The sequence below is a fragment of the Streptomyces sp. NPDC033165 genome (assembly GCF_055577965.1).
Genome location: NZ_JBVIPK010000015.1, coordinates 101974 through 117231, shown reverse-complemented (window position 1 = coordinate 117231; position 15258 = coordinate 101974). Strand labels below are relative to the sequence as shown.

10 protein-coding genes and 1 tRNA gene are annotated in these 15258 nt (G+C 70.9%); 8 read left to right on the top strand and 3 right to left on the bottom strand.

Features of this window, described 5'->3' with window-relative positions; translation table 11 throughout:
* Positions 1–61 precede the first annotated feature (61 nt).
* The 6 genes from ACZ5WC_RS28265 to ACZ5WC_RS28240 all read left to right on the top strand — a co-directional run bounded on the left by ACZ5WC_RS28265 (position 62) and on the right by ACZ5WC_RS28240 (position 6638).
* Entirely contained in the window at positions 62–1114 is a 1053-nt protein-coding gene (locus ACZ5WC_RS28265; protein WP_468543446.1) for a 2-aminoethylphosphonate ABC transporter substrate-binding protein, read from the top strand.
* Positions 1115–1380: 266 nt separating this feature from the next.
* A complete protein-coding gene (locus ACZ5WC_RS28260; RefSeq protein ID WP_468543445.1) occupies positions 1381–2928 on the top strand; it encodes an alkaline phosphatase family protein in 1548 nt (515 codons plus the stop codon).
* Between the two features lie 74 nt (positions 2929–3002).
* Complete coding sequence (locus ACZ5WC_RS28255) at positions 3003–3809, top strand: HAD-IIA family hydrolase (protein WP_311119696.1); 807 nt, start codon at positions 3003–3005, stop codon at positions 3807–3809.
* 113 nt (positions 3810–3922) lie between these two features.
* Positions 3923–4483 (top strand): hypothetical protein, encoded by a 561-nt coding sequence (locus tag ACZ5WC_RS28250; RefSeq protein WP_468543444.1) that lies wholly within the window; start codon positions 3923–3925, stop codon positions 4481–4483.
* A gap of 1 nt (position 4484) precedes the next feature.
* A complete protein-coding gene (locus ACZ5WC_RS28245) occupies positions 4485–5198 on the top strand; it encodes a class F sortase (RefSeq protein WP_468543443.1) in 714 nt (237 codons plus the stop codon).
* Between the two features lie 393 nt (positions 5199–5591).
* Positions 5592–6638, top strand: coding sequence for a glycoside hydrolase family 6 protein (locus ACZ5WC_RS28240; protein ID WP_468543442.1), 1047 nt, complete (start codon positions 5592–5594; stop codon positions 6636–6638).
* Between the two features lie 151 nt (positions 6639–6789).
* Here ACZ5WC_RS28240 and glxA read toward each other — a convergent pair whose 3' ends face one another.
* The 3 genes from glxA to ACZ5WC_RS28225 all read right to left on the bottom strand — a co-directional run bounded on the left by glxA (position 6790) and on the right by ACZ5WC_RS28225 (position 11234).
* A complete protein-coding gene (gene glxA / locus ACZ5WC_RS28235) occupies positions 6790–8727 on the bottom strand; it encodes a radical copper oxidase GlxA (RefSeq protein ID WP_468543441.1) in 1938 nt (645 codons plus the stop codon).
* Complete coding sequence (locus tag ACZ5WC_RS28230) at positions 8724–10646, bottom strand: glycosyltransferase family 2 protein (RefSeq protein ID WP_468543440.1); 1923 nt, start codon at positions 10644–10646, stop codon at positions 8724–8726. Before ACZ5WC_RS28230 ends, glxA begins: the two co-directional genes overlap by 4 nt.
* Positions 10647–11160: 514 nt before the next feature.
* Positions 11161–11234 (bottom strand) — tRNA-Lys (locus ACZ5WC_RS28225).
* A 194-nt stretch (positions 11235–11428) separates the two neighbouring features.
* On the opposite strand from ACZ5WC_RS28225, the gene ACZ5WC_RS28220 reads away from it, so the two are divergent.
* The gene (locus ACZ5WC_RS28220) at positions 11429–12724 is read left to right on the top strand and encodes a peptidoglycan-binding protein (RefSeq protein ID WP_468543439.1); all 1296 of its coding nucleotides are present in this window, start codon (positions 11429–11431) and stop codon (positions 12722–12724) included.
* A 49-nt stretch (positions 12725–12773) separates the two neighbouring features.
* On the top strand, positions 12774–15086 hold the full coding sequence (locus ACZ5WC_RS28215; RefSeq protein WP_468543438.1) for an SPFH domain-containing protein: 2313 nt from the start codon (positions 12774–12776) through the stop codon (positions 15084–15086).
* The last annotated feature ends 172 nt before the right edge of the window (positions 15087–15258 follow it).

Sequence of the window (15258 nt, the reverse complement as noted above, 5' to 3'; positions counted from 1 at the left end):
CCGTCCCCGTAACGCTTCCTCCCCCACCCACCTCGCCCCGCTCTTCATCTGGAGGCAACCCATGCGCAAGCACGCCCGCACCCTCGCCCTTCCCCTGGCCGTCCTCGCCGCCCTCACCCTCACCGCGTGCGGTGGCTCGTCCGCCGCCGACGAGAAGTCCGTCACCGTCTACAGCGCCGACGGCCTCAAGGGCGAGAACGGCAACGGCTGGTACGACAAGGTCTTCAAGGACTTCGAGAAGAAGACCGGCATCAAGGTCAAGTACGTGGAGGGCGGCTCCGGCGAGATGGTGCAGCGCGCCGCCCGGGAGAAGGCCAACACCCAGGCCGACGTCCTCGTCACCCTGCCGCCCTTCATCCAGCAGGCCGACGCCAAGGGGCTCCTCACGGCGTACGAGCCGGAGGGCGCAGACCGGGTCGACGGCGCCGACCGGGCGGCCGACGGGAAGTGGACCTCCGTCGTCAAGAACTACTTCGCCTTCATCCACAACAAGAAGGAGCTGAAGACGCCCCCCACCACCTGGGAGGAACTGCTGAAGGGCTCCTACAAGGGGAAGATCCAGTACTCCACCCCCGGCGTCGCGGGCGACGGCACCGCCGTCCTCATCAAGGCCATGCACGACTTCGGCGGCCAGGAACCCGCCATGGCCTACCTGAAGAAGCTCCAGACCAACAACGTCGGGCCCTCCGCCTCCACCGGCAAACTCGCCCCCAAGGTCGACAAGGGGGAACTCCTCGTCGCCAACGGGGACGTACAGATGAACTTCGCCCAGTCCAGGGACATGCCCAACCTCGCCATCTGGTTCCCCGCGAAGGAGGGCGGAAAGCCCACCAGCTTCGCTCTCCCGTACGCGGCCGGGCTCGTCGCGAACGCCCCGCACAGCGAGAACGGCAAGAAGCTGCTCGACTTCCTCCTTTCCGAGCAGGCGCAGCGCGACGTCAGCGCGGTCGGCGGGGGCTTCCCGGCCCGCAAGGACATCAAGGCCACCGACGCCAACGCCGTCGAACTGGCCGGGCTGATGGAGGGCGTGGAGATCTTCGAGCCCGACTGGTCGGACATCGGCGCCAACCTGGACACGTACATCGACGCCTGGAAGTCGGCCACCGGAAGCTGACCGGCCACCTTTCGGCCACGGATTCCTGCGAACGTCTGTACCCGCAATGCGAAGGTCTGGACTCGGTCCGCTTGTCTCGCCAAGGTAACAGGTCTGGTCCAGAAGGCAGTTCGCACCCAGCACCGACCCGTCCAGCCCCGACCCGTCCAGCCCCGACCCGACCCGACCCGTCCAGCCCCGACCCGACCCGTCCAGCCCCGACCCGTCCCGCCCAGCCCCATCCCGTCCCACCCCGACCCCGCCCGCCCCTCTCCCTGGAGGATCACGTGTCCCGGTCCCGATCCCTGTCCCGCCGCTCCGTGCTCGCCACCACCGCCGCAGCGGCCACCGCCGCCACCGTCGGCCCGCTCGCCACGGCCACCGCCGCGTACGCCGCGCCCACCCTCCCCGACGGCACCAGCAAGGACAAGGTGCTCGTCGTCGGCATCGACGGGCTGCGCCACGACGTCATCGCCGCAGCGAACGCCCCGCACCTCAAGTCGATGATGGCGAACGGCACGTACGGCACCTCCCTGCTGTACGCCAACCCGATGGCCGCCACCTCCTCCGGCCCCGGCTGGTCGACCATTTCCACCGGAGTCTGGCCCGACAAGCACCGCGTGAAGGACAACTCCTTCGCCGGGAAGAACTACGGGCAGTACCCCGGCTTCCTCGCCCGCCTCGCCCAGGTCCGCCCCCAGCTCTCCACCTACGCGGCCGTCGACTGGAAGCCCCTGGACACCCAGGGCACCGTCACCCCGGGCGCGGACGCCAAGCTCGTGCTGGACGGAGACCGCGACGGCTACACCGGCCACGACGCCACCATCGCCGCCGAGACCGAGTCGATCCTCCGCGACCAGAACCCGGACGTCCTGTTCGTCTACTTCGGGCAGGTCGACATCGTCGGCCACAACCAGGGTGCGGCCAGCCGGCGTTACCGCGAGGCGACCGACGTCGTGGACGGCTACCTCGGCCGTCTCCTCGCCGCGATCAGGGCCCGGCCCTCGTACGCCACCGAGCGCTGGACCGTCATCGTCGCCACCGACCACGGCCACACCGACTCCGGCGGCCACGGCGGCAGCGCGATCGAGGAGCGGCGCACCTTCGTCCTCGCCCAGGGCCCCGGCATCGCCGCCGGTGCCACGCCCGGCGACACCCGTCTCGTCGATGTCGCCGCCACCGTCTTCAAGCAGCTCGGCATAGCCCCGGACCCCGCCTGGGGCTTGGACGGCAAGCCGATCCAGGAGCGCTCCACCGACCCCTTCGAGGCGCTGTACCCCTCCCTCTCCGCCCGCGTCGACGAGACCGGCATCCCGGCGGGCGTCCTCGGCTGGACGCACACCGCGCCCAGCGGCTGGTCGGTCGTCAACTCCGCGATGGGCACCGGAGGCGTCACCGAGTGGCGTGGCTGGGCCTTCGCCACCGACGAGTTCTGGAGCCGTAGCCACCGCGACCAGTCCCGTGAGCTGAACGTCCGCTCGCGCGGGGTCTTCGCGGTCGCCGACTCCGACGAGTGGGACGACAAGGCGTCCTCCGGCCGGTACGACTCCACGCTCGTCACCCCGGCGTACGCGGTCGGCGGCAGGTCCACCGTGACGCTCGGCTTCACCACCCTCTACCGGCAGGAGGGCAGCCAGAGCGCCCGGGTACTCGCCTCCTGGAACGGCGGCACCCCCGTCGTCGTGAAGAGCTACACCTCCGACGTGATCTCCCAGCCCCAGTCGCTGACCCTGGACGTCCCGGCCGGCGCCGTCAACGTGAGCTTCCGGTTCCACTACACCGGCAGCAACAACTGGTACTGGGTGATCGACGGGGTCAAGGTCGCCACCAGCTAATTATGCTGGGGGTGCCGGGACGGCGTGGTCCGGGCACCCCCAGCACGCAGTGCGTACGGCAGGAGTCCCGACACATGGCAGAGCGCAAGCCGATCACATCCTGGCTCACCGACATGGACGGCGTCCTCATCCACGAGGGCACCCCCATCCCCGGTGCCGATGCCTTCATCAAGCGGCTGCGGGATTCCGGGCTGCCCTTCCTCGTCCTCACCAACAACTCCATCTACACCGCGCGCGACCTGCACGCCCGGCTCAGCCGCATGGGCCTGGACGTGCCCGTGCAGAACATCTGGACCTCCGCGCTCGCCACCGCCCAGTTCCTGGACGATCAGCGCCCCGGCGGCACCGCGTACGTCATCGGCGAGGCGGGCCTCACCACCGCCCTGCACGACATCGGGTACGTCCTGACCGACCACGCCCCCGACTACGTGGTGCTCGGCGAGACCCGTACGTACAGCTTCGAGGCCCTCACCAAGGCGATCCGGCTGATCAACGGCGGCGCCCGCTTCATCTGCACCAACCCCGACGAGACCGGCCCGTCCGCCGAGGGCCCGCTGCCCGCCACCGGTTCGGTCGCCGCCCTCATCACCAAGGCCACCGGCAAGGAGCCGTACTTCGCGGGCAAGCCCAACCCGCTGATGATGCGGACCGGGCTGAACGCCATCGGCGCGCACTCCGAGACGAGCGCCATGATCGGCGACCGGATGGACACGGACGTGCTGGCGGGCCTGGAAGCGGGGATGCAGACCTTCCTGGTCCTCACCGGGCTGACCGGTGTCGCGGACATCGACCGCTACCCGTTCCGGCCGTCCACCGTCGTCGACTCCATCGCGGACCTGGTCGACCTCATCGATCTGCCGGACCAGGCCGACCGCTCCTGACCTGTGCGAACCGCATCCGCAGTGGTCCGGGCACCGCCCGGGTCTCGCCCGAATGGGGGGCTGCGGATGCGGGGCCCGGCCGCAGGCGTGAACCTTCCTGTAGGAGGTTCACGATGCGTTCCATGCCCATCACGTTCTGTGCCGCAGCGGCGGCCGCGCTCATAGCCGTGCCCGCCCCCGCCGCGCTGGCATCCCCGGCCGCCCCGGCCGGTGACGACGACCGGGGCACCGTCTCGGTCACCCCGTCCACGATCGCCCCGGGCGGGCAGGTGGAACTGTGGGTCGACGTCTGCGGCAAGGGCCGCCGGGCCAAGGGCAACTCCGACGCCTTCGCCTCGGCCGTCCAGTTCCGCCCCGGCGACAGAAAGGGCCTCTTCGCCGAGGCCCGTATCCGGTCCGACGCCGAACCCCGCTCCTACGACGTCTGGGTGACGTGCGAGGACAGCGACGGCAAGGCGACCGGCACCCTCACCGTCATCCACCACAACCGGCCCACGCCCGCCGCACCCGTCAAAGCGGGCGGCGGAGGCACCGCGACCCTCGCCGAACGGGCCGTCGAGTCCGAAGGCCCCGGCACCCGGCACGCGGTGATCGGCCTGGTGCTCGCCGCCGTCGCGGCCGTCGCCGTCGCCCTGCGCAGCTCGCGCCGCCGACGCGGCCCGGCCGGTCACTGACATGAGCGCCCCGGACCGCCCGGCAGGCACCGGGCGACTGCTCACGGGAGTCACCTGGGCCGTGCTGCTGCTCGGCCTGTGGCTCTGGGGCCGGGAGGCCGGCGTCGGGCTCGGCGGCCTGTCCGGGCCCACCACCGGTGACGTGGCCGCGGTCGGCCGCCCCCTCGGAACCCCGCTGCCCCCGGCCCACGACCCGCTCGACGGTGTCGCCCCCGAGCGCGTCGACGTCCCCTCCGCGGGGATCTCGGCCCCGGTGATCGCGCGCGGCCTCGACGAGGACGGGGCCATCGACCCGCCCCCGTACGGCATGCCGAAGACCGCGGGCTGGTACGGCGACGGCACCGCACCCGGTGCGAAGGGTGCGTCCCTGTTCGTCGGGCACGTCGACACCGAGACGAAACCGGCCGTCTTCTACGGGCTCAGCGCGGTGAAGCCCGGCGCGAAGATCAAGGTCACCCGGACCGACGGCAGCGTCGCGGAGTTCACCGTGGACGACGTCCAGGTCGTCACCCGCGAACGCTTCGACGCGAGGGCGGCGTACGGGCCCCGCGAGGACGGCCGGGCCGAGCTGCGGCTGATCACGTGCGGCGGCACGTACGACCACCGGACCCGCTCCTACTCGGCGAACGTGGTGGTCTCGGCCTACCTCACGGGCGCGAAGGGCGCACCCGGTGGCGGGGAGCGCGTCCAGGCGGCGCACGGGGGCCGGATCTGACCTGCCGCGCCACGGAACACGCGCAACGGAATGCGTTCCACCCCGGCCCGGTCGGCCGCCTCTCGGGGCGCGCCGACCGGGCCGGTCCTCGACCGTTCGCGCCCGGCCGCGGGAGTCGCCCGGCGCGGAACGGGAGGTCGCGTGGCCTGTCGCCACTGTAGGGGGAGCGGCCGCGAGCATCACCGGTTTTCGAACAGGATGTCCGGAACCGGTGCCTCTGTGTGACCGTTGTAGGGATGGGAGATGAGCCCGTCGTCACGGGGCCGGGCGCCCAGCCGACCGGCCGCGTGGGCTCGCCGCCGCTGTGCCAGGATGGTCCGGACCGGCAGCCCATCGGTGAATCCAGTGAGCGACAGTGCAGGCAGTGCAGGCAGTGCACCCAAGGGGGAGTGGATGTACGGCAGTTACACCGGCCGGTCCCGGACGCGCAAGCGCGTGGCGGGCCTGAGGACGACCGGTACGGCAGCGGCGGTCGGGGCGGCCCTGCTGCTGGCGGGCTGCTCAGGTGACGGGGACGGTGGTGACAAGGACGCCGCGCCGACCGTCTCCCAGCAGCCCAAGGCCAAGGACCCGTACTGGGTCAACCCCGAGGGGAACGCGGCCCGCCAGGTCGCCGCGTATGAGAAGGACGGCGACGGCGAGAAGGCCGCGCTGATCCGGAAGATCGCCGAACAGCCGGTCGGCGAGTGGATAAGTCCGGACAACGCGGAGAACCAGGTGAAGGGCGTCACCGAGGCGGCCGCCGCCGCGGACCGGGACGCCCTGCTGGTCCTCTACAACATCCCGCACCGAGACTGCGGCCAGTTCTCCAAGGGTGGCGCCGCCGACGGCCAGGCGTACCGCTCCTGGCTGGACAGCGTCGCCAAGGGCATCGGGGACCGCAGCGCCACCGTGATCCTGGAGCCGGACGCCCTGCTCCACCTGGTCGACGGCTGCACGCCCCAGGAGTTCCACGAGGAGCGCTACGACCTCCTCAAGGGTGCGATCCAGCGGCTGAAGCAGCAGCCCGCCACCAAGGTCTACCTGGACGCGGGCAACGCGGGCTGGCAGTCGCCCGACGCGCTCTACCAGCCGCTCCAGCGGGCCGGGATCGCCGAGGCGGACGGCTTCTCGCTCAACGTCTCCAACTTCCAGACGACGGCCGTCTCCACGGAGTTCGGCAAGAAGCTGTCGGAGAAGATCGGCAACAAGCCCTTCGTCATCGACACGAGCCGCAACGGCAACGGCCCCTACACCGGCGGCGACCCCGCCGAGAGCTGGTGCAACCCCCCGGGCCGCGCGCTCGGCGAGGCCCCGACCACCCAGACCGGCGATGACCTCGTCGACGCCTATCTGTGGATCAAGCGCCCCGGTGAGTCCGACGGCGACTGCAAGGGCGGCCCGAAGGCGGGCGACTGGTGGCCGGAGTACGCGCTGGGCCTGGTCCGCGCCACGAAGTAACAACGCGAAGCAGCGTAGGGCCGCGCCCGCCAGACGTCACCCGAAGCAGCGGCGGGCCGCGCCTGGGAGGCGTCACCCCGACCAGCGGCAGGCCGCGCCCGGGAGGCTCCCCCGGGCGCGGCCCGCACCGCCACCGCCTACGTATGTGCGGCTACTCGGGCACCTCGACCCACATGCCCTCGGACGGCGTGCCCTTGGCGTCGGTGACGAACAGCATGTACCAGCCCGCGGGCACCAGCGCCCGGTTCTCCGGCACGGTGACGGTGATCCCGTCCGCCGACTTCTTCATCTCCAGCGCGATGGTGCGCTGGTCGGTGTCGGTGACATGGGTGACCGCCGAGGGCCGCATCAGCTTCGCCGAGGTGATCGAGGAGGCGTGCTGCGTGGTGAACAGGCCCGTACCGCCACGCTCGATCTTCTTGGGCCCGGCCGTCAGCTCGGGCCGGGAGTCCCGGTAGAGGTAGGGCGGGGTGTAGATCTCGATGCGCTGCTCGAAGACGCCGGGCCGGGTGTTGGCCTTGTCCGAGAAGAGCGAGTCCGAACCGAAGATCATGACCCGTCCGTCCGGCAGCAGCACCGAGCCCGAGTGGTAGTTCCGGCCCACCCGCGGATCGGCGACCCGCTTGTACGTGTCGCTCTTCGCGTCGTACAGCCGGGCCTGGAGCACATCCGAGCCGCTGCGCCCCCGGTAGTCGTTGGAGCCGCCGGTCACCAGCAGCGAGTCGTCGGGGAGCAGGGAGGCGCTGGGGTAGCGGGTGCCCTCGGAGAGGGACGCGCCGTCGGTGAACCTGGGGTTCTTCTGCTGGAGGTCGACCAGCCGGGACTTCTCGCTGGACTTCTCCGACTCGCCGACTCCGCCGCCGCCGATCACCATGAACTTCTCGTCCTGGGCAGGGGGCAGCCGAACCGTCGCGGAGGTCTCCATCTGGTCCGGGTCGCTGAGCCCGGGGATCTTCTTGAACTTGTTGGTGGACAGGTCCCAGACGCCCGGGTCACGCCCGACGTCGGCCGGGCCGTACCCGGCGTTGGAGCCGGAGTAGAAGAGCTTGCCGTCGTTGAGCAGGAAGACCGCCGGGTAGGTGGGGAACCTCCGTTCGATGCCGGTGTACTCCCACTCCTTCGTCTTCGGGTCGTAGATCTCGTCCTTGCCCGGGACGATCTGCCCGATCTCGTCCAGACCCGACAGCGCGAGGACCTTGCCGTCCTCCAGCGTCGTCAGGGTCGGATACCAGCGGGCCTCCTTCATCGGGTCGACGGTGATGTACTTCTCCGCCACCGGGTCGAACTCGAAGGCCTCGCGGATTCCCTGGAAGTCCTTCTTGTCCAGGGCCAGTTTCTGTGCGATCCCGTAGACGTTGCGGGTGTCCGAGCCGGACAGGCCCGCCACTCGGTAGTTGTCCTCGGTGCCGGTCTCGTACTTCTTGCCGGCCTTCTGCGCCTCGACGTAGATCCGGCCGAGCCCGGGGTCGTTGCGCAGGAAAGCGCCGGTCTCCTTGTCGAAGACCTTGGTGGCCTTCTCGACCAGCACCGGGTCCTTGGAGACGAACGTCTTGCCGTTCTCCTTGCCGGTGAAGCGGGTGCCCGCGGGCAGGGTGATCGGCTTGTCCGGGTCCTCGTTGTGGACGATCATCAGGCCGCCGGCCTTGGTGACATCGCCCTCCAGCTTCTCGTAGCGCTTGGTGCCGCCGGCTATGAGGAGCTTGCCGTCGGGCAGCTGGGTGTGCCCGGCGCAGAACATGTCCTTGGGCGTGGGGATGTTCTTGAAGGTGTCCGTCTTCGGGTCCCACAGCACCGAGCGGAAGCTCTTCGCGTCGAAGTTCTTCTGGTTGTTGCCGGAGCCCGCGACGAGCAGCACCTTGCCGGTGTGCAGCAGCGCCGCGTGGATCGTGTTGATCTTGTACTCGGACGGGATGTCCAGGAAGGACCAGTGGCCGTTGGCCGCCTTGTACTCCTGCTGGTTGATCTTGTACTCGTGGTAGCGCTCGGTGCTGAAGCGGTACAGCCACGGCCCGTTCGCCCCCGCGAGCGCGAGAACCACCGCCGTACTGATCGCCAGGCGGCGTGTACGGCGGCTCGGACGGTACTTCATTTCTTACGTCCCCCAAGGGCGATCTGCATGGTCTGGTCGTTCCCGGGCGCCCCGGGCTGGGGCCGCGGCTCCGGGGCCGGTCCGCCGCTGCGGTGCGATCCTCCGCCTGCCCGGCGTTTCTTCTTCTCGGCGCGGATCGTGTACTTCCAGCCGATGATCGGCGCGGCGGTGATCAGCAGCGCGAGCGAGGCCCAGGTGACCATCGCGGGGTGGCTGTGACCCAGGAAGAAGGAGGAGATCATCGAGGCGCCGAAGACGACGATGAAGAACAGGTGGATGCGGAACGTGCCGAAGAGGGTGTCCGGGCTGGACGAGTCGCCCTTGGGGGTCACCACGAAGGAGCTCTTGCGGCGCAGCACCGCGTCCATCAGCGAACGGGCGTAGATCGGGGCGGAGAGCGCGGACATCACCATGCCCGCGAGACCGCCGGAGCCCTCGGGCTCGTGCGGCGAGACGTTGTGGCGGCGGTTCCAGATGTACAGGCCGATCTGGAGGGCGGAGGCGTTGCCGTACAGCATCATCCAGATCGTCGGGTCGATCTGGACACCGGAGGCGCCCATGCCGAGGAACAGCGCGCAGCTGAGAGCCGCGAGGATCCAGTTCAGGGCCGACATCGGATAGAAGATGATCATCATCGTGTAGTTGAAGAGCTTGCCGGGCGGCATGGTCCCGAAGCCCTTCCAGAACTGCCCGATGATCGTCTCGTACGTGCCCCGCGACCAGCGCAGCTGCTGGGTGAAGAAGTCCGTCCAGGCGGTCGGGCCCTCGCCGACGGCCAGCACGTCCGGGGTGTAGACCGAGCGCCACTTCTTGCCGGTGACCGGGTTGCGGTGGCGGTGGATCTCGAAGCCGGTGGCCATGTCCTCGGTGATCGAGTCGTACAGGCCGCCGATCTGCTTGAGCGCCGAGATCCGGACCGCGTTGCTGGTGCCGACGAACATGGGCGCGCCGTAGCGGTTGCCCGCGCGCTGGATCAGCGCGTGGAAGAGGAACTGCTGCGACTCGGCGGCCTTGGTGACGAAGGTGTCGTAGTTGCCGTAGACCTGCGGGCCGATGACGAAGCCGACGTCCGGGTCGCGGAAGTAGCCGAGCATCCGCTCCAGGTAGTTCGGCAGCGGGATGTGGTCGGTGTCGACGGAGGCGAAGAAGTCGTAGTCGCCGCCGTGCGCGTCCAGCCAGGCGTTGTAGTTGCCGTGCTTGGTCTTCGCGCGGTGCGGGCCCTTGGCCTGGTTCCAGTGGGCCACGCCCTTGCGGGAGAAGTGGTGCACACCGAGCCGGGCGCAGACCTCCTTGACCGCGGGGTCGTTGCCCTCGTCCAGCAGCCAGACGTGCATCAGACCGCGGTGGCGGATCTTCACGGCCGCCTCCAGGGTCTTCGTCACCATCTCCAGGGGTTCCTTGCCGGGAACGAAGGAGGTGAGGAAGGCGACCTTGGTGCCGGTCTCCGGGACCACCGGCACCGGGTCCCGGGCGACGAGGGTGGCGTGCGCGTTCGACAGGACGTTCATCGTGCGGAACAGCTCGATCAGGCCGATCGAGACCAGCATGATGATGTCGAGGACCAGCAGGAGGTCGTTGTCCAGGTTGGGGTCGCGGTCCGTCCAGTGGCTGGGCTGCATCAGCCAGGCGAAGAGGCCGAGCGAGACGAGCGGCGCCGCGCCGAGCAGGAGCGCCGCGCGCACCCGGTGCGGCTCCTGGGATATGAGCGAGCGGTACTGCACCTTGTACGGCTTGCCCGCGGGCGGCTGCGTCAGCGGTCCGGCGAGCCGGCTGTAGTGCTCGTAGTCGTAGCGCGGCAGCTCTTTCTCTTTCCGCGCACGCCGCCGCGGCGCCCCGGTCCGCAGCTGCTGCGGTATCCGGAGCTGTGTCGTCCGGGAAGCGTCGTTCTCCTGCCGGTCGCCTGGCGGCGTCGACGTCATGGGTCATCCCCCCGCACGCATGCTGGTGCGTGACTGCTCGGTCTCTTCGTGCGTGGTGGGTCCCCGTTCTTCACCGGGCACGCATACGGTGGCAAGCCACCGTTCCCACAGACATGGATCGGCAGCCTTCCGGTTGCATGATGCCCCCTCGGCATCCGCCCTTGAGCGGGACCCCCACCCGCAGCGCAGATAACCGGAACGTCACGCTCTGCTGTGTCAACTGTATGGATCAGCAGTCCCCTTGGAGCCGTCGGCCCCCAGACAGATTGTCCGACACCGAACGGGATCGCAAGGGTGAAACAGACTGTTTACCGGCCATACGCACGATTTGGGCGCCAGTTATGGAGGGGGCGTGATGAGGTGACGATCAGCGCCCCCTTTCGCTCCGTCACTGCTTCGTGACGGTCCGATGCTCCCGTCGTCGCTGTGCGTGTACGACTTCGGGTGTCACCGGGTGTCGGACGGGGAATGATCAAGGCCCCCTCACTTTTGGTGAGGGGGCCTTGACTGTGCGTGCGCCGTCAGGGACTCGAACCCCGGACCCGCTGATTAAGAGTCAGCTGCTCTAACCAACTGAGCTAACGGCGCCTGCTGACCTGAAGAACTCTACCCGACTCCGAGGGGTGCTCCGGACCATTTACCGGACGCCACGCCCCGTCAGATGGTCGTTTTTTCTCATAAGTCCGTCAAAATGCGATACGTCGGGAGAGTTGAGAACGCTGACGCCCGTCGCGGCTGCACCCAGAGATCTTGACGAGTGACGAGTGCGGAGGGGACATCGCATGCCTGTGCCGGTCTTCGAGGAGTACGAGCCCGCCATCGACTGCACGTGTGCGGGGTGCGCCATGCGCCGCCGCGCCGCCGCGAGGGCCCTGCCGGTGCGGTACGGCGGCCACCCGGCCGCGCACGGTGCCCGCCGCGCCCTGGTGCTGGCCACCGCCGCCGGGGTGGTCCTCTCCTGCGGGGCCGCCGGTGCGGCGGCCGCGGCCGACCCCGCCCCCGGGGCCCCGCACGCCGACGGGGGCGGTGACCACCCCGAACCGGCCACCCCGCAGGGTGAGACGGGCCCGCTGAAGGGGTCCGGCGCCTCGGGCCCGCCGTCCGCCGCTCCGGACCCGCGCCGGACGACTCGGGCCGACATCATCAACCGGGCCAAGAGGTGGGTGGCCGCGAAGGTCCCGTACAGCATGGAGAAGTACTGGTCGGACGGGTACCGCCAGGACTGCTCCGGCTACGTGTCGATGGCCTGGAACCTCGGAAGCAACGAGTGGACCGGCAGCCTCGCCCGGTACGGGACCCGTATCGCCCGCGCCGACCTCCAGCCCGGCGACATCCTTCTCTTCCACAACCCGGCCGATCCCACCAAGGGCTCCCACGTCACGATCTTCGGCGGCTGGACGGACTACAGGCGCAGCCACTACGTCGCCTACGAGCAGGCGCGTCCGCGGACGCGGAAGCAGCCGACGCCCATGGCGTACTGGAACAACTCCGACCGCTATGTCGCCTACCGCTACAAGGGCGTCACCGGCGGCTCGCCCGGCTCGGGCTCCGACACGGCCTTCCCCGGCGCCGCGCGGTTCGGCCCCGGCAGCAACAACAAGTACGTCACCCAGCTCGGCCGGATGCTGGTCCAGCGGGGCGGCAAACGCTTCTACGCGGTCGGCCCCGGCCCCGTATGGAGCTCGGCGGACCGGCGGGCGACCCAGGCCTTCCAGCGGGCCCAGGGCTGGCGGGGCGCGGAGGCCGACGGCATCCCCGGCCCGGACACCTGGAAACTGCTGACCACCGGCAAGGGCCGCGACATCCCGGCCGCGGGGGCGGGCGGCAGCCCGAATACGGCCGTCGCGTTCCCCGGGCGCGGCTATTTCAAGCCGGGTCAGTCCAACAGCCATGTCGACCGGCTCGGCAAACAGTTGGTGAAGAAGGGATACGGCAAGCACTACGTGTCGGGCCCCGGCCCGCTCTGGACCGAGGCCGACCGCCGCAACGTCGAGGCGTTCCAGCGGGCCCAGGGCTGGCGCGGCGGGGCGGCCGACGGATATCCGGGGCCGGAGACCTGGCGCCGGCTCTTCGCGTGACGGATGTGACGACGGACGTACGGACGTGACGGAAAGGAATCGGGAACCGGTGACCCCCAACAACAACCAGCCCACCCGCCCCACCCCCACCTCGACCTCAACTCCCACCTCGACTTCTGGCCCTGCCCCTGCCCCCGCTCCCACCTCCACCTCGAATCCCACCTCCCACCCGCTGGACGACCACCTCCCGCCGTTCCTCTTCGCCCCGCCGGGCAAGGGGAGCCCCCCGCCGCTGTTCGGCGGGGGCGCGGGCCGGGGTGCCGGCGGCGGCGGGGGAGCCGAGGCCGCGACATCGCCCACCCGCCGAGCCGACAGGAAGGTCCCGCCGCCGCTGTTCGGGCCGATCGGCGGCGAGACGGATGGCGACAGTGGCGGCAGCGATGCGGTGCCGTCGGCGTCGTCGGCGTCGGCGTCGTCGTCGGCGTCAGCGGCGCCGGGGGATGTGGGCGGGGAGGGGCTTTCACCTGAGCGTTCCGGTCTGGCCGAGTCGGCGTCTGTGCGTTCCGGTGCGGCTGAGTCGACGGCTGAGCGCTCTGGTCTGGCCGAGTCGGCGTCTGTGCGTTCCGGTGCGGCCGGGTCGACGGCTGAGCGTTCCGGTCTGGCCGAGTCGCCGTCTGGCCGTGCCGGTGCGGCCGAGCCCGCGCCGCTGCGGACCGATCACCCGGAGTCGTCGGGGGAGAGCCTGTACCTGGGCCCGGTCGGCCCGGCCCCGGGCCACGGCCCGGTCACCCCGGACCACCGGGGCCGGGACCTGACCCGCCCTGCCCCGGACGGCGAAGCCGCGCGCGCCGCTACGGACCGGGGCACCGGCCGCCCGGGCCCGGCCCCCGCCCGCCCGGGCCCGGCCGCAGGGTCCGACCGCCCCGCCCCCGACCGCCCGGGCCCGGCTCCCGCCCGCCCGGCCCCCGCCCCCGCCCCCGACCGCTCCGCCCCCTCCCGCCCCGTCCCCCTGGACGGGAACCTCCACCTCAAGCCCGTCCGGCGATTGAGGACGGAACCCTCGGCGGAGTGGACCCCGCACCCCTCCTACGGGGCCGAGCCGGGCGCCGGGAGCGGCCCCGGCAGGGGGGCCGTGGGCGACTCCGGGCCCGACACCGAGCTGGATCTCGTGCTGGACCTCGGCCCGGAGGGCCGGCCCGCATCCGCCACGTTCTCCGTTCCCGCATCCGCAGCCAGCTCCGCATCCGCATCCACCTCCGTACCCCTCCCCGCGCCCCCCGCATCCGCCACGTCCCCCGGGCGCCGCCATTCCGTCATCGCCAACGAGTCCACCGCCTCCATCCCCGTACACCTCCTCTTCCGGGACGACCTGGAGCCCGACGGCGCCGCGGCTTTGCCCGCAGCCGTCGCCGGGCGCGCGGCCGGCGGGGAGCGCGCGCCCGCGACCCGGCGGCCCCCCGTGCCGCGTACGCCGCAGCCGCGGGTGCAGCCCTCGACCCGGCCCGCCCCTGTCGCCGACCCCCGGCTCGCCGAGCGGCCCGGGCCCGCGCTGTCGGGGTACGCCGCCCTGCTCACCGGCGCGGCCGGAATCGCCGGTGGGCTGGCTGTCCTGTGGTGGCGGGGAGCGCTGCCCGCCGCCTGGCAGACCGCCGTCGGGATCGGCCCCCGTACCGACGTCGGCGTCGGGGCGGGCGGCTGGGCGCTGCTCGCCCTCCTGGCCACCGTGGTGCTCCTCGCGCTCGGCGGCCTGGGCCGCGGGCGGGTCGGGTACGCGTGGGTGCTGACGCTCTTCGGCGACTACCGGGGAAGTGTCCGCCGCACCGGCCTCGTCTGGGTCTCGCCCCTGCTTCTGCGCCGCCGTGTCGACGTACGGCTGCGGCACTGGCGCAGCGAACCGCTGCCCGCCGTAGACGCCAACGGCACCGCACTGCGCGTGGTCGTCCTCGTTGTCTGGCGGGTCGAGGACACCGTGCGGGCCGCCCTCGGTATCGAGGACCACGAGGCATATCTCAGCGCCCAGGTCGAGGCCGCCATGGCCCGGGTCCTGTCCCAGCTGCCCGCCGACGCGTTCCACGAGGACGCCCCGACCCTGCGCGACGCGGAGGCGGTCGGCGACGCGTTGACCCGGATGCTGAAGGCGGACTGCGAACCGGTGGGCGTGGAGGTGTACTCGGCGCAGCCGACCGGCATCGAGTACGCCCCCGAGGTCGCGGCGGCGATGCAGCGACGGCGGATCGCCGCGATCGACGCCAAGCACCGTGACAGCGTGCTCACCTCCGTGGTGGACGCCGTCGATGACACGGTCAACCGGCTCACCAGCCGCGGCATCGTCGAGCTCGACGACTACGAACGCAAGGCCCTCGTCAAGGACTTGACCGTCGCGTTCTACACGGGCCGCAGTGGGGGAGGGGACGGGGCCTGAGGCGCGGGGGAGCCGGTGCGGGCCGATGGAATACGACGCCCGTTGGCCTGGACATGTTCATGCCGTGTCAATAATCTGAGACTTGGTCTAGACCGCAGGATGCATCATGCGTCACCTGGCACGTGCAACCGCCGAACCCATCAACCGGCACGTGTCCATCACTCGCACCAAG

Bases quoted from the DNA above. Each gene is read 5' to 3' on its own strand.
- ACZ5WC_RS28265 (WP_468543446.1), top strand. From the start codon at position 62: ATGCGCAAGCACGCCCGCACCCTCGCCCTTCCCCTGGCCGTCCTCGCC.
- ACZ5WC_RS28255 (WP_311119696.1), top strand. From the start codon at position 3,003: ATGGCAGAGCGCAAGCCGATCACATCCTGGCTCACCGACATGGACGGC.
- ACZ5WC_RS28250 (WP_468543444.1), top strand. From the start codon at position 3,923: ATGCGTTCCATGCCCATCACGTTCTGTGCCGCAGCGGCGGCCGCGCTC.
- ACZ5WC_RS28245 (WP_468543443.1), top strand. From the start codon at position 4,485: ATGAGCGCCCCGGACCGCCCGGCAGGCACCGGGCGACTGCTCACGGGA.
- ACZ5WC_RS28240 (WP_468543442.1), top strand. From the start codon at position 5,592: ATGTACGGCAGTTACACCGGCCGGTCCCGGACGCGCAAGCGCGTGGCG.
- glxA (WP_468543441.1), bottom strand. From the start codon at position 8,727: ATGAAGTACCGTCCGAGCCGCCGTACACGCCGCCTGGCGATCAGTACG.
- ACZ5WC_RS28230 (WP_468543440.1), bottom strand. From the start codon at position 10,646: ATGACGTCGACGCCGCCAGGCGACCGGCAGGAGAACGACGCTTCCCGG.
- ACZ5WC_RS28220 (WP_468543439.1), top strand. From the start codon at position 11,429: ATGCCTGTGCCGGTCTTCGAGGAGTACGAGCCCGCCATCGACTGCACG.